At 60.8% G+C, this 14,593-nt stretch carries 7 protein-coding genes; all 7 read right to left on the reverse strand.

The window, feature by feature from the left end:
• Window positions 1-182 precede the first annotated feature (182 nt).
• The 7 genes from SH292x_RS08445 to SH292x_RS08475 all read right to left on the reverse strand — a co-directional run bounded on the left by SH292x_RS08445 (window position 183) and on the right by SH292x_RS08475 (window position 13,896).
• Window positions 183-6,524 (reverse strand): DUF3320 domain-containing protein, encoded by a 6,342-nt coding sequence (locus tag SH292x_RS08445; protein ID WP_442485156.1) that lies wholly within the window; start codon window positions 6,522-6,524, stop codon window positions 183-185.
• A gap of 193 nt (window positions 6,525-6,717) precedes the next feature.
• The gene (locus SH292x_RS08450) at window positions 6,718-7,749 is read right to left on the reverse strand and encodes a PEP-CTERM sorting domain-containing protein (RefSeq protein ID WP_442485157.1); all 1,032 of its coding nucleotides are present in this window, start codon (window positions 7,747-7,749) and stop codon (window positions 6,718-6,720) included.
• Window positions 7,750-7,835: 86 nt separating this feature from the next.
• On the reverse strand, window positions 7,836-8,927 hold the full coding sequence (locus SH292x_RS08455; protein WP_442485158.1) for a DUF1559 family PulG-like putative transporter: 1,092 nt from the start codon (window positions 8,925-8,927) through the stop codon (window positions 7,836-7,838).
• 38 nt (window positions 8,928-8,965) lie between these two features.
• Window positions 8,966-10,534: an alpha-L-fucosidase gene (locus SH292x_RS08460; protein WP_442485159.1), complete on the reverse strand. Its 1,569-nt coding sequence runs from the start codon at window positions 10,532-10,534 to the stop codon at window positions 8,966-8,968.
• Window positions 10,535-10,656: 122 nt separating this feature from the next.
• Complete coding sequence (locus SH292x_RS08465; protein ID WP_442485160.1) at window positions 10,657-11,385, reverse strand: hypothetical protein; 729 nt, start codon at window positions 11,383-11,385, stop codon at window positions 10,657-10,659.
• Window positions 11,386-11,605: 220 nt separating this feature from the next.
• Window positions 11,606-13,315, reverse strand: coding sequence for an NPCBM/NEW2 domain-containing protein (locus SH292x_RS08470; RefSeq protein ID WP_442485161.1), 1,710 nt, complete (start codon window positions 13,313-13,315; stop codon window positions 11,606-11,608).
• Window positions 13,312-13,896: a sigma-70 family RNA polymerase sigma factor gene (locus tag SH292x_RS08475; RefSeq protein WP_442485162.1), complete on the reverse strand. Its 585-nt coding sequence runs from the start codon at window positions 13,894-13,896 to the stop codon at window positions 13,312-13,314. The genes SH292x_RS08470 and SH292x_RS08475 overlap by 4 nt, the downstream gene beginning before the upstream one ends.
• Window positions 13,897-14,593 lie beyond the last annotated feature (697 nt).

Raw genomic sequence — 14,593 nt, forward strand, 5'->3', positions numbered from 1 at the left:
GGTTGCAATCGGCGTGTGCCTGGCGTAGAGTGTCAGAGAACGTAGAGGAAAACGCACGGAGTATGCCACTTCCTGGCCGGATTCACACCGCAGAGGTCACAGGTTCGAATCCTGTGCCGCCCACTTCTTGCGACCACTCTGGTCGCAATATCTCTCTTTGAAGCGAGCTCACCGATGCTCGCTCACGTTTCGCCGGTCGATGCTTCGATGGCGATTTCCAGTCGGTCGCGGGCGCTGCGTGCCAGTCGAGCGAGGCCCATTTCGCGGGCAAGCGCGAGGGCGGGGTCGTCGTAGCTCGCAAGGAGCGGGTGCTCCTTTACCAGGCCGATGAGTTCGGGGATGGCGATTTCTTCGATGCTCCGGCGACTCAGATCGTCAGCCGCGTAACGGAATGGAATCCATTCCTTGGCTTCGCTATTGGGCCAGAGGAAGTTGCCGACTAGTTCTTCCGATCTAGCAACATTGGGGACGAGTTCCAGCACACGCTCTTTGATCTTGTTGCCAGTCCGCGCGAAACCATGGGCACGGGCGATCTCTCGCGCGAGCACGTCATCGCGAATGGGTCCCTGCGACTCAACAATGGCCAGAGCCATAGCGCGAAGCGTATCGCTGTAGTCGGCATCGAAGAAACGCGATTGATGGGCGGAATGCTCTCCAATGTCAGCGCGCGAGTAGTAAAGACGTTGCTCCTGGGGCTCGAGACGGGCGACGAGCGGAGTGCGAGCTGCCAGTGAATCGTCATCGAGACCACGTAACGACTGGGAATCGAATTCAACAACTTCCACGGAGTCTTCGATGGGATCCAGTTCCGCGGGCTCCCGTTGGACCAGCGCCGCTTCGTAGAGCGACTTGAGCTTGGCGTCGAGCTCTTCGATGGCCGAGTCGGCGTCGTACCACCAATCGGTCGACCAGACGCGAAGGATGTTCCACCCGAGATTCTCAAGCACCTGCTGGCGGATCTTGTCGCGGTCGCGGGCCACGGCGGAGCGGTGGTAGGTCGCGCCGTCGCATTCGATGCCCGCCAGGTACGCGCCTGGTTTGGCGGGATGACGAACACCCAAGTCGATACGGAAGCCGGAGACGCCCACCTGCGTGACAACCTCCCAGCCTCGCGATTCAATCGCAGCGGCGATTGCTGACTCCAGCGGCGACTCGGCCTCGCCGAGCGATCCATCGATCCGCGCCGCCATCGCCTCGGGGCCTTTGTGGGCGTACTCCAGGAACGATTTAAGGTCGTGAATACCGCGTGCGTTCGATCTGTCGGCTCGAAGTTGGTCGGGCAAGAACGACGAGAACACCACCAGCTCCTGACGAGCACGCGTCACCGCCACGTTGAGCCGCCGCTCGCCACCATCGCGATTGATCGCACCAAAGTCGACCGGAAACTTGCCGGCCGAGTCGAAACCGAACGTGATGGAAAACATCATCACGTCGCGTTCGTCACCCTGGACGTTTTCGAGGTTTTTCACCGCGGTGGGCTCGATGCGGTCGTCGGAGAAAAACCAATCAAGCTCTGGATGCTGCCGCTGGGCTTCGTCGAACAGATCTTGAATCAGCGATTGCTGCTGGCTGTTGAAGGTGACGACGCCGTAGGTCAGGCGTTGTTTCGCAGGCTTGGCCAGGCACTTCCGCATCCGCGTTACGGCTTCGGCGACGATGGCCTCGGCTTCTTGGCGGTTGGTGCGGCTCTTGCCTCGATCGTAGAGAGCACCCTGAATGCATCGGAGCGATACACCCCGGTCTTCGGACTCGGCCGCTGGAAAAGTGACTAGGCGATTGCCGTAATAATTCCAGTTCGAAAACGCGATGAGCGATTCGTGCTTGCTACGATAATGCCAATTGAGCTGCAGCGGCTTCAATCCCGATGCTGCGGCTTCGTCGAGGATACTCTCAAGGTCTTTCTCGTGATCCTCGAGTTCTTCGTTGTCTTCATCCGACTCGGCTTTGCCGAAGAAGTTGGTCGGTGGCAGCTGCTTGGGGTCGCCGACGATGATCGTCTGCTTGCCGCGCGCGATCGCACCAATGGCGTCCCACGTGGCGATCTGCGACGCTTCGTCGAAGATCACCACGTCGAACTGCGTTTGATCGGCGGGCAGGTACTGCGCGATGGACAGCGGTGACATGAGCAGGCAGGGTGCCAGCTTGCCGAACGTCTGGGGCATGCCCGAGATCATCTCGCGAATTGATTTACTTGGCCGCTTCAGTCCCATTTGATGGCGAAGGAGCCCTAGTTCCGATTTCTTGGGAACTTTGTCACTGGCTGGTAGCCCATGCAGCACCGCCTTGCGAGTTCTTGGAGCGGCGGCGGCTCGGGCTCGGTCGTCCAGCATGCAGAACTCATTGATTGCCTCTTCGTGAAGGAAACGCTGAAAGGTACGTAGCGGCTCGCGGTGATCGACGATTGTCGGAAGCCACCAGCGAGCGTAGGCCAGTCGGAAGCGATCCACGGCATCACGCGATGAGAGTTCGCCCGTTTGCAGCGCGTCGACGAAGCTGCCAAGCCCGAGTACCTGGGACCGCCCCTTCACCGCGACCCACGCCGTCCACTGCTTGAGTTGCGTTCGGTGCGAGCCGATGGCGGCCGCTTGCGTCGCGGCATCGGCGACTACGCTCGGGGAGTCGAGGCCGACCGGCGGAGCTCCCGCGGCTTTCGTATACGCACCCCAACCCGCCTGAAATTCTTTCGCGATGCGGCCACACACTTGGGCAAGATGGCGACGATCATTCGCGTCGAGCGCGGTAAGCCTAGTCAGCGCCTGCGTGTGCGAGGGGTGGGGGACATCCAACGCGTCCAACGTTGCCCGCAGTGAACGCGTGGCGTTGATTTGCGCCGAGAGACAATCGGGTGCCTTGTCCACCGCGGCCTTGAGTTCTTGCGACAACTCAAGCGCTGCCAGATTGTCCTTCAGCTGCTTGCGTGCTAGCTCGACGTCTCGGCCTGGCGGATAGAGTCCCTTAGCGGAGTGCACCAAGGGCTCCAGTGCGCTGTTTACCGCCTGCCTTATGGTTTCAATGGGTAGACCGGTCGCGGTCAGCACTTCGCGAAGGCGGTTGGCAGAATTGAGCTGGTGAGCGAGTGCGGTCGGGTCGTTGTCGACGAGTGTCATGCAGCGAGTCGACAATCCCAGCGAAGCAGTATTTTCTACTAACCGTTCGCCGGCTTGCTGATAGTCGCGCAAGAGGGGCAGATCGATATCGGGAGCGAACTCCGACTGCGGACTCATGTAGGCCTTGGCCCTCTTTCGAACGCCACCCTTCTTCCAGATCGAGGCTGGCCAGAAAGTGGCGGATGCTTTTCGCCACTCTGTTTCTAAGCTGTCCACATCGATGCGATCGATGAGCGCGCTGCTGAACCCACGAGCTTCGACGGCCGCGAAGGCTTGCTGGCGAGCAGCTACAAGCGACGGGCGGTCCGCCAATAGTTGTTTCAGTTGCTCGAAGTGAGGGTGGAAAACCAGCTCTGCAGCCGGCAACTCGGGACGTATCAGTTCGTTGGCGAGGTGATAAAGCGGCTTCTTCTGTTCCTCGGTGATAGAATCTGTGTCAGGACCACCGAGCGCTCGATAGAAGGCGGCGATGGCGAGGCGAAGGGATTCGTTCGCTTGGCTGCTACGTTCCAGCATCCGACCGCGTTCGTCCAGAGCCGCCGCGAGCGATTCAATGTCTTGGTTCTGCAACACATCCGCTACCGGCAGCTGTGGCCGGTTCATCTCCTGGGCTAGGCGGTAGACTTGGGCGAGTTGTGGAGCGGAAACATCCGCAAGTTCAGGCAGCTCCAGCAAGTCGGACAACTGCCGTAGCGAATCGCCAAGTGCCTTCGCCGCGGTTTCGAGTTGCTGGCATGCGGCGAGCAACTCGGTTTCCCACGACATGGACCACTGCGCGATCTGGACCCGCTCTAAAGCGGGGTCGGATTTCACCGCCGCGAAGGTAGTCGCCAACAAGGCAACGTTGGTTTCCAGTTCAGAGTACAGCGTGCGGTCGTGTCGGGTGTCGCGCGGCCAAGTCAGTGGAGGAGCCTTTAAGTCTCGACCACGCACCGACTCCCCCATCGCTCGGTAAGCTGTCCATCCGTTGGCTTCTGGAGTATGCACGGCGGCCGCGTACGCGTTGAGCTGATCGCGACGGACGCGTAGCTTTTCGTTGATCTCGACCCACTCCGAGACATCGGCCTTGCCTCTTTTTTGCCAGGAGGTTTCCAGCTGATCGAGAAAGCGGCGGCGCTCAGCCTTATTGGAGTGGAGTTCGACGCAGCAATCGCCGAGGCCGTGCTCGCGGAGTCGCCGGTGCACCACGTCGAGGGCCGCGGTCTTCTCCGCCACAAACAGCACCGTTTTGCCCACCGCCAAACATTGGGCGATCATGTTCGCAATGGTCTGGCTCTTGCCGGTGCCGGGCGGCCCCACGATCACCAGGTCGTGCCCCTCGGCAGCCGCCATCACCGCGGTTAACTGCGAGGAATCCGCCGGTAGCGGATGAACGATCTCATCGGGCCGATAGCGCTGGTCGAGTTCGTGTGGCTGCGGCATCGGCCCCGCTCCAGCGGACTCGAATGCCTTATCGGGGTCGTGAATCAGGTGACGAACCACGCGATTGTGCTCGAGCTGGCCGACGCGTTCAACGAGATCCTTCCACATCAAGTACTTGGCGAACGAGAATGGCGCAATCGCCGCTTCCTCGACTACCTCGAAGCCTGCGATGTCCCGCACCGCGTGCCGCATCCGTTCGAAAACCAGCGGTACGTCGACACCGCTATCGTCCATCGGCAGATTCGACTCAAGGTGCGTCAGGTCGCAGTCGAAGTCCTTTTTCAGCATCTGGAGCAACGTCGCGTTGAAGCGGACCTCGTCTTCGTGGCTGGTGAGGTAGTAAGGTGACGACGCGCTGCGGCGGATAAGTTGAACGGGCACCAAAAGCAGCGGTGCGCGGTAGGTCTTTTCTTCCCTCGCGCTCTGCTTCCAGCGCAGGAAGCCGACCGCTAGATAAAGCGTATTGGTCCCCCCTTCTGCCAGATCGTTCTTCACCTTGCGAAACAAGGCGGTTAATCGCACGTCAAGATCGCGTTGGTCAATCGGACAGACGACTTCACCACGATCGAGCGCTTTGCGGGCGAACTCGAGGTCGAGATCTTTCTGCGTCCGCTTGTGGTGAAGCTCGGCGTCGCGCTGGGCGAGCGGATTGCCATCGGCCAGCGAAACCATTCGCATCTTTGCCCCGTTCGCCAGCATGTCTTCGAGGTGCGACACGTCGGGGCAAAGAACCGGCACTGTTTGCTTGGAGGGGCGGAAATTCAGCAACCGATTCCGCATCGACAAGTCCAGCAGCTTCCGCTGCCACCGCTCGATTCGGCCTGCGGGGGTCGAGGGACGTTCCTCGGCGAGCGAAGCGGGCGTCGCGTCGAAGCCAGGTGCCTTCGGCAGTGGCATTGGTCCCGTGTCGGCAGACTCACGCGGTTGCTCCGTTCGTTCGCTATGCGACGCGAGCGGGCGGACCTGCGACATTCGGCCTCGAGCCACGTCAATCACCGCGACGAACTCATGCTCTTTTTCTTCCGAGATCGCACGAGCTGCAACGGCCACGGCGTCCACAAACTGCGCGGGTGGTTGGTGCGTGACGAGTGTCGTCTCGAAGACGATAAGCTCTCGCGCCGCGATGGCCTTGCGTGGTTCGAGACAGTCCTGCTCCACCAGCCGCTTGAAGGTCTTCTCGACGAGCCATGCTCCTACGAAGCAGTGGCCCTCCGTCATCACGATAACGGGATTGAGCCCCACGGCTTCCAGTGCCGAGGCGAATAGCAGCGTTGTGTCCAGGCACGTCGCCAGGCCATCGCCCAGCACCGTCGCCGCGCGTCGCGTCTTTTGCCCCACTTGTTCGAAGCTGCTTGGTGGATTTGCGTAGACGAGCCCCCGCCCCGCCACCGCCGACCACACCGCCGCCGCCAGCAGGTACGCCCGATTCGGATCTAGCGATTGATAACCATCAAGCGCCGTGGGGTGTCCGTGCTGCCCCAGGGCTTCGGCGGCCGTGCGGAGTAGTGGTATGAGCGCTGGGTCGTTCGGCGTGACGAACGCCGGAAGCAGTTCGCCCATGGTTCCCATGCCACCCCACTCGTCCCGCGCGAGCACCCGGAGGTGGAACGTTGCCTCGGCCAGCACGTTGCCCTTGTGCCGAAGCGTGAACGTCAGCACGCCTCGCTCGGCTTCGTCGAGCGAATCGAGGTAAGCCGGGTCGATCTCCAGTTCCGAATCTCGCAGCGCGAGAATGGCGCCCGCGTTCACGCGGTCGATGGTCCATCGTTTCTCGCGGGCGAAGGCTGGCGACGCCACGCAGGATAGTTCGAGCGAGGAGAGCTCCACCCCGGTGGTGTTGTCGATCGCGATTCGCGACAGAAGCGGGACCGAGTTCTGCCACGCGGCGTAATTAAACGACCCGGCCCCTTCGATCACCAACCGCGGCGAGGTATTCACCTCCGACGCCGGAACCTCGATCCCCTGCTCTTCCGCCGAAACGCCACCTTCCTGCATCGCGAATCCCCCCGTGCCACCGGCTGGCTTGGCGGCCAGCGTTCAATCACCCTGCCCCATTCACTCGATGGGCAATGCAATTGTACCGAGCGGTTTTCGCGCTGGGGACCCATCCGCGGGCGTGCGAACTTTGTGGAGAGACAAACGGGCGGCTTATTCCTGGCAATCGAGACACCTCGATCCCCAAAACACCCTACGCACCGTGGCGAGTGTGTGCTGTGCGGCACTTTCGCACCGCAAGAAAACCCATCGAGCATCCCAAGCAAACCAACATCCAGCTCGCGGGCTCGGGCACGGCAACCGGCGAAATCAGCGCGCCGGTCGGTGTCGTGGACTCGCCGAACTGTGCTTTCCAGGTGGCGTAGTCCCCCTCGTCGATCAGCGTCGATTCGTCTTCGCTGGTGCCGACGGGCAGGATCGACTCGTGGGCCCCCAGGTTATCCCGCCATACCGTGTAGTCGGCCAGGTTTACGGTGCCATCGCCGTTAAAGTCGCCGGCGAGACCCGTGGGTGGCTCGCTTTGGGTGAGCGTTAAGTTCGAGAACGTCAGGTATTGGCCCGGCGAGTTCCACAGGCCCAGGCGAAGGCTTTGGACCGCCGAGTCAAACGCCATCGCCACCGCCGTATCGACCGACGAGAACACAGGGTCGCCTTCCGGTTCGCCCATGCCGTTCCAGATGCGAAGCTGCGCGGACGTCTCCGATTCCATGTAAAGCTTCACGTGGATGCCAGTAGTCGATGGCGTTAGCGAGTAGATGTAATAGTAGTCGTTGTTGTTCACGTCCTGCAGGTCCATTTGATTGAGCGAACCATCGAACAGCATTCGCGGTCCTGCGAGATTGCCAGGCCACGGGGCGTCGGTCATACCTTCGCGAAAATTTAGCGACGCGTCGGCACCCATCCCGCCATTGTCGGGGCCCACGCCACTCAGGAAATAGTCGTACGACAGCGTCGTGCCGGGCGTGAGCGCCAAGGGCGCCGTCACTACTTGGTCCGCCGCCTCGGCGCCGTAGAGCGTGATCGACGTAGCGTTGTATTCGTAGAACCCCTCGCCCGCAGCCGAGGTCCAACTGCGTCCCATGCTGTCGAACGTTGCCTGGGCGCTCGCAGTCGAGACGACCAGCATGGAGACTACCAGCCCCGCGGCGGCCGCGAGGGTGTTGCGAAGCCGGGCATGTAGGCGAGTTCGTTGAGTCGTGGTAGGCAGTACGAAGGTCGAAGTCATGAGTTAACCTAGAACCAATTGGGGGGCGAATGGAGTGTAGGAGGAAACGGAACCGCCGATTGCGCAGGCCTCTTCTGCTGAAACCGTTAGTAAGCTTCTCCGCCATTGCGCGAACCGCGGGCGGCGTGGATCGTCGGCTCGATGTCGAGCTCCACCAGCGACACCGAGCCGTCGCACATTGCCATGACGAACCCGCCGGCGTGGGGGCCACCAAACTTGCGACGGCCGTACGCCTGCCCGTTCGAGCCCTTGGGGTTCTCGGTGTCGGACTGCAGGCGGTACTGCTGGTCGTACGCCGGATCGTAGTAGGTCATGCGGATGGTGTCGTTGTTGTTGCCGGCGAAGGCGGGTTCGTTGTCGCCATCGTCCAGGCCGCTTTCGTAGTTCTCGACGAACATCCACTTCTCGCCGAGCATGTAAGTGTTCGAAGTTCCGTCGATGACTTGCCGCATCTTCACTTCCGAGCGATAGAACGCAATGCCGTTCCAATTGCGGAATTGGTCCCCTTCGGCAGTGATCCGGTAACTCGGGCTATCGACGGGTTTGGTTGCCATCAGCCCGCCGGCGTTCTCGGCGGGACCGCCACCGATGGCGTCAGCGAGTTCGGTCGACTTGATGTTCCCGCCATTCGCGGCGTAGTCGGTCTTGCTCACCCGTTCGATCGGCCGGCTGCAGAAGCGATAGGCGGCGCTCGCCGACTGGTAGTCGTACACGTTCAGCACTCGCCGCGAGGGGCACACCATCCCTTCGAACGGTGCCTGCACGCGGTCGCGGGCGTAGGTTCGCAGGCTGGCGGCGGGCGCTCCACTCCCCAGGTCGTGCAGCGCGTCTTGCTCCATGAAGGGGAGCAAACTGTAGAGCCAACTGCCCGACTGATTTTTGCCGTAGCCCTGCTCCGGGAAACCAATCCACCACCACCCCCAGCCACCGGACGGAAAATAGCCGAGCGTGTCGTGATGATTGTGAAACGCGATGCCGGCTTGCTTTAGCTGGTTGACGCACTGCGTCCGCCGCGCGGCCTCGCGGGCAGCTTGCACCGCGGGAAGCAGCAGCGCGACCAGAATGCCAATGATCGCAATCACGACGAGCAGCTCGACCAGCGTAAACGCCATGCGCCTTGGTGGTGAGCTACTACGAAAGCGAACGACCATGTGTGGTTGATTCGGTGCGTATTGCATGGCATCTCCTTGAGCTGATAAACCGTGATAGGCTATTACTAGGGGGCGCTGTTCGAACCGTTGGTGGGACGCTCGGGGGACGCGCTGAGCGCGCCAAACTCCGACACCACGGGCACAGCGTCTGCCTGAGCGATTCGCAGGCGAATTCGCGACGTCTCCACCGGCTTCTCTAGCAGGTGGATCCGCTGGTACCCCATCGAAGTCCCTTGGGCGATCGTCTCAAACGCGCCATCGAGCTCGGCTTCGATAACGTACTCGCCGATGCGCTGCCCCAGCGCGATGTGTTCTTTCGCCACGACTCCGGTTACTCGCTGGGGCTGTGCGAAATCGAGTTCGACGAATCCCGTCCGCTCGCCGTCGTCCATTGTCCAGTAAGTAGTCGAGTCGCCATCGACGACGTTTGGGCCACCGAATCGCTGTTCGTTGCCCGCACGCGTGCCACTAGTACGAACCTGGGTCTTGTCGTCTACCAATCGCTCGCCGAGCAGTCGCTCGCGGGCCGCGCGAAACTCCTGCAGCCGAGTGATGTCGCTTGCGTCCAACTTGCCGTCAGGGCCGGGCGGGACATCGAGCAGCAGGTTGACCGAGCGGCCGACCGTCACCAGGTACATGTCGATCAGGTCGTCGGTCGACTTGGGCGATTCACTGGCGTGGTAAAACCAGCCGCTGCGAAGTCGGGCGTCGGCTTCTGCCGGGGTCCAGTACTCGCCGTTGCGAACGCCGGGCTCCAGCTCTTCAGGGGTTGCACGCTGACCGTCTTGCGTCCGGTCGAACGTGTGCCAATTGGTCTCAGGGGCGCGGCCTTCTTCGTTGCCTACCCAACGTGCGTCGACTCCTTGATGCCCCCACATGATCGCGTGAGGCTGATGTTCGCGGATGATGTCGCGATACCGCAACCAATCGAATGTCTGGACAGTATCACTGCCACTTGCCCCGTCGAGCCACACTTCGCGAACGTCGATCGTCGAGCCATCCGAAAGCTTCATCGTGACCAGTTCGGTCAATTGCGCGGCGTAGTAGTCGTTGTAGTCGCCGGGCGATGCGTCGCCGAAGAGTTGGGGTTCTTCGTACTTGGTGCCCTTTAACTTCGGTTTCGGGACGGCCGGATCGCGGTGCATGTCCCAAGGCGACAGGTAGATGCCAAACCACAGGCCATGCTTCTTCGCCGATTCCGCCGCCATTCGCACCACGTCGGCGTCGAGCCCCGCCGCCGCGCGCTTCGCAGCCCATTGGCTGTTGCCGATGCGGTACTCAGTAGTCTTCGTGTCCCACAGCGCCATCCCATCGTGGTGCTTGGCGGTGAGAATCATGCCCGTCATCCCCGCGGCCTTCAGCTCGCGGGCCCACTGATCGGTGTCGAGCTCCGTGGGATCGAACACATCGGGCGTGCTCTGGCTCCAGCCCCACTCTTCGTCGGTGAACGTGTCGGGACCGAAGTGCAAGAACGCGTAGTACTCCTGCGCGTGCCAGTCGAGTTGCCGCTCGGAAGGCACCGCGCCGTAAGGAGCCGGAGCCTCTTCGGCGTGAGCCGGCATCATCACGGCGTACGCAGCGAGAAGTGCGAGTACCGCGAGCATTCGATCAAGGGTTTTACAGACGATGTTCATTGCAACTCGAATCAAACAATTAACTTGCTTCCCCGTGGGGCGAATACCCTGAGTCAGGGGATGGTGCGGGCATCGCCCCACGGAGAAACCAATTCACGGGAGTGGGCAAGCAGTGCCTTCGATCACTGCTTGGCACTCAAGAACCTTCGGCTGCCACGAAGGGTCCCCGCGATCACAAACACTAGGCCCGCCAGCACCAACGACGATGGCTCGGGGACGATGCCGAACTCCGAGATCGTCACCGGTTGACTGTTGGCGTACGAACCGATGCGAAACGTGTCGATGTCGGCGATGTTCGTGAGGTTCACCGTCTGAACCGCGGCTACTGCGTACACACCGGGCGAAATCTGGTTGCTAATCGTCAGCTCGGCCGTGGTTTCGGTATCGAATGTGAAGCTGAACTTCACGCCATCTGTCGGCGTCGTCGTGTTGATGTTGGAGTACTGAACGTTGTTTACGAACGACTGAAAGTAAAGTTGGTTCGGAGCGCTACGATACAAGATGCGATCCGCGGCCAGACTCCCACCGCAGCACGAGCCTGTCGAATCGTTCGAGCCGAACTGCACCGATACGTCCCAGAAACTGCCGAGCGATCCGGTGTCGATGTCGAGCAGGAACTCGAGCGTGTCGCCCACGCTTGCCGAGAACAGGGTCGACATTCCTGAGTCGAGTCCATCGTTCGTGGTGCCGACGATGCGGCCTGTGTTGGCGTCGACGGCGGTGTAAGTAGAAACGCCATTGTCGACCGTGGTCCAATCGCGACCACTAAAACTAATGGTGCCTGCAAAGCCAGAAGTGGAAAGCAGCAACGCCCCCAGCGTCGCGATCATGACTGCGTGTGCCAATCTCATAAGACATAACCTCTCAAAGTGATGTGACGACAAAGCACCAGACACCCACGCTTGCCGGCTAGCGGCAAGCGGGACTAAAAATGCGGAACTTGGAAAGCACTCGAATAGAAAGCGAGCTAACCTGCTGGCCCGTGGTCACACGCCCAAGTGGGAGCGCGCAGCACGAGCCGACTCTGGGACAACACTCTCCGCGGTTAAGGTGCCGTGGCACCAGCTTCGCCTAGAACTCTCGATAGCGGGGGTCAAGCCTCATCTCGATCACCGCATCACCAAACGCTACCCAATCGAAGGCGGTATCGCCGTTCGAGTCGGTCACTGCAAGCACCAGGAACCGATCTTTCGATGTCAGGGGTATCTCAATCATCGCCGGACCGTCTTCGCGACTAAACGCCCGGCGGAAATATCGTTGTTCGCCATCCACCAGCACCCACGCATCGGCCTCGAAACGCTCGGGTTTCGCCTCCAAGTTTCCTACGAGGGCCCGGAACAAGGACGCCTCGCAGTTGGGGTGCTTGCGACGAATCGCGTGCAAGTCGAACGTAATGCCACCGTTGCTATGGATACCAATCAGGCCATGTCCTTCGGGCGACAGCTCTTCGGCTTTGTTCGCAATGTGCAGCCAATTGACGTAGCCATACACGCCATCTTGAAACTCTAGTTTTAGCGGCGGCAAATGATGCTCGGTCGAGGGTCGTCGGGCCATGATCGCGCCGCTCCACGCCTTGCCGCTAGTCACCGGGAAGTGAGCAAACCGCCGACCAATCGAGTCGACCTGCACCGAACCGACGCTTCCGTCCGGGACGAATACCCCATCAATGCCCGACAAACCGGACGTGGTGAGGTATCCCTTCGTTTCGGTGAGCGTATCTTGGTAGCTGCCGACCCGCTCGCCGTCCTTCAAATGAATTCCGCTATGCATCAACTCGGTGGTGCCCGCGTCGCCGGCGACCAGTTCGGCGAGGCTTACCACGGTCTCGGCTTGCGACAAGTAGCGGACGAAACGCAGATGATCGGGATGCAGCATCGGGAACAATTCGCCAGTGTTCGCGTCGAGCCGTGCCCCTTCGCTGCCCGTGAGCCGCAAGCTGCTGTGCGGACCGTAGGCGTCGCGGACTGCGAGCGTCACTTTGCCGTAGTACACCCGCATCTCGACCGAGCCATCGTCGTCCACCTCGGCACCAAACTCACCCGCATCCGCCGACAACGTCCCGCGATCGGATTCCACAAAAAACGGTCCGCAGTCCGCCGGCACGTACGCAGCGACTCGCCCTTTGGTGAGCTTCACCGCGTTGCCACTCTCAATGCCCACGCTCGCCGGACCTTGAAGGACGACTCTCGCCCCGCTGGCCATCTGGATTTCGGCCAGGCCCTCGCGAAGCTCAAGCCCTGTCCCCTGTGGGAAGTAGGTCCCTTCGATGATGTAGGGTTCCTCCCCTGCCCAAGTTGCACCCACCGCCCCTTCGAGCTTGGCCAAGATCACCGGCGCTATTTCTTCGGTGCCCTGGTTCGCTTGTGGAAGTTGGGAGCCGTTGCGCTGGAGCCATAGCAAACCTCCGCACACGACAGCCAGTAGACTCGCGCAGACGGAGATCGCAATGAACCGGCCGAGCCACTTACGGGACCTTCGCGAATCGACTTCCGATGCATTGCGGACGCGGCGTTCGTGTACCATTTCCGAGTCTTCATAGATGGACGGATCCATCAGCAGCGATTCGGGCAGCAACAGGCCGTCTTCGTCTTCTTCGCCCCCCGCGTGCTCACGAACCGCCGTTTGCAAATCCATGTAACGGACGTACGCCAGGCGCGCCGAGCGGTCGCTCGTCAGGATCGACTCGAGCTCCCGCTGCTTGTCGTCGGACAGGCCTTGATCGCACAGCTCGTCGAGGAGCTGCAGCAACTGCGGGTGGCGATGGGTGGAATGAGTGCTCATTGTCCGTTTCCGTGTTTACCCTCTCCGCCTGTCGACACGCACTCTTGCAGTGTCCGTCGGATCCGATTCAGGGCCTTGTACACCGTATTCACAGGCCGTGCCAAAAGAACGGCCGCGTTTTGAATGGTGGTCGAATGAGGACCATAGCATTCGCGAAGGATGCGTCGATCCGATTCACGCAGCGTCGTGATGCACATCGCGAGTCGTTCGCGTCGCCACTCGAGGTCTTCGGTCAGCGTCGACCTCGCCTCGGCAATCGCGTCCATGAGTTGGTCATTGAACAACAAGCGTTCGTTGCGCTGACGTCGCCGGAAATTGCGCACTTCAAATCGAGCGATCTGCACCGCCCAGTTTCGAAAGCTTGTTCCCGTTTGGAACGTGTCGAACTTCTGCCACATCACCAAACGTGTCCGCTGCACCACGTCTTCGGCATCGCACCAATGGGGCAAGATGGCGTAAACCGTGGCCATCAACTCCGACTCACATCCCGCCAATAGTTGGTTGAACGTGGCAAGCTGCGCGCTCGCGCGGTCAGGTGTTGGACGCGATGAGTCGTTTTCCACGCTCGACTGGGGATGCATGGAGGCGATCGGGGTGAAGTGTCGGAAGCGGCGCCTGCTTGCTGCACACCAACCTAACGTAAGCGGTGGCGAAGATTGGTATTGAGCGGGGCAAGATTTCTAAAAAATCCTCGCTCGGTTCCCCGCAGATAATTCCAGCGGGTGGGCTCCGGCTAGGGAGAGAGCAATCTCCAGGTTGTGCTCAAGGGCGTGGGGCAATGTTGCTGAGTAAGTCGCAAAACCCCGATGGAAACGGCTGAAAATGGCCGCCAGCAACTATTTTGAGAAAATGGCCATTTGTACATAAAAGGGACTTGAAAGTAGCCGCGCATGTGTTCCAATGAACACATTCTCACGGATTGAGAGAGGACGTTCTTTGACAACCTAAATTACCACCAACGACAAGCTAAACCCGGCATAAATGCCGGGCCTAATGGGCAATGGGGTTCGCTACCGAGGATGGCGAACGACTGGATGCGGCGTCCGCGGAAATTAGACCCGGCGTTTACGCCGGGGTGGCGATGTCGCGTTCTTTCAGCGGTCGAGGAGTACACGCACCACCGGCCGGAGCGTGATGGAGACCGCCATGGGCCCGCGGTGTGCCAGTGGGAAACAAACGCAACCGATCAGCCCCCACGTGCCGTGCTCCCCCAGTTGGCGTCGATGCGTTTCGCGTGATGTCGAATCGCAGCGGTTATTGCCCAATCACTTCGGGGAG

Origin of the sequence: Aeoliella fuhlenseeensis (genome assembly GCF_052161615.1) — a bacterium.
Classification (GTDB): Bacteria; Planctomycetota; Planctomycetia; order Pirellulales; family Lacipirellulaceae; genus Aeoliella.

What these genes read in the sequence shown, in the direction of transcription:
- SH292x_RS08470 (WP_442485161.1), bottom strand. Translation starts at nt 13,315, where the DNA reads ATGAGCACTCATTCCACCCATCGCCACCCGCAGTTGCTGCAGCTCCTC.
- SH292x_RS08450 (WP_442485157.1), bottom strand. Translation starts at nt 7,749, where the DNA reads ATGACTTCGACCTTCGTACTGCCTACCACGACTCAACGAACTCGCCTA.
- SH292x_RS08465 (WP_442485160.1), bottom strand. Translation starts at nt 11,385, where the DNA reads ATGAGATTGGCACACGCAGTCATGATCGCGACGCTGGGGGCGTTGCTG.
- SH292x_RS08445 (WP_442485156.1), bottom strand. Translation starts at nt 6,524, where the DNA reads ATGCAGGAAGGTGGCGTTTCGGCGGAAGAGCAGGGGATCGAGGTTCCG.
- SH292x_RS08455 (WP_442485158.1), bottom strand. Translation starts at nt 8,927, where the DNA reads ATGCAATACGCACCGAATCAACCACACATGGTCGTTCGCTTTCGTAGT.
- SH292x_RS08460 (WP_442485159.1), bottom strand. Translation starts at nt 10,534, where the DNA reads ATGAACATCGTCTGTAAAACCCTTGATCGAATGCTCGCGGTACTCGCA.
- SH292x_RS08475 (WP_442485162.1), bottom strand. Translation starts at nt 13,896, where the DNA reads ATGCATCCCCAGTCGAGCGTGGAAAACGACTCATCGCGTCCAACACCT.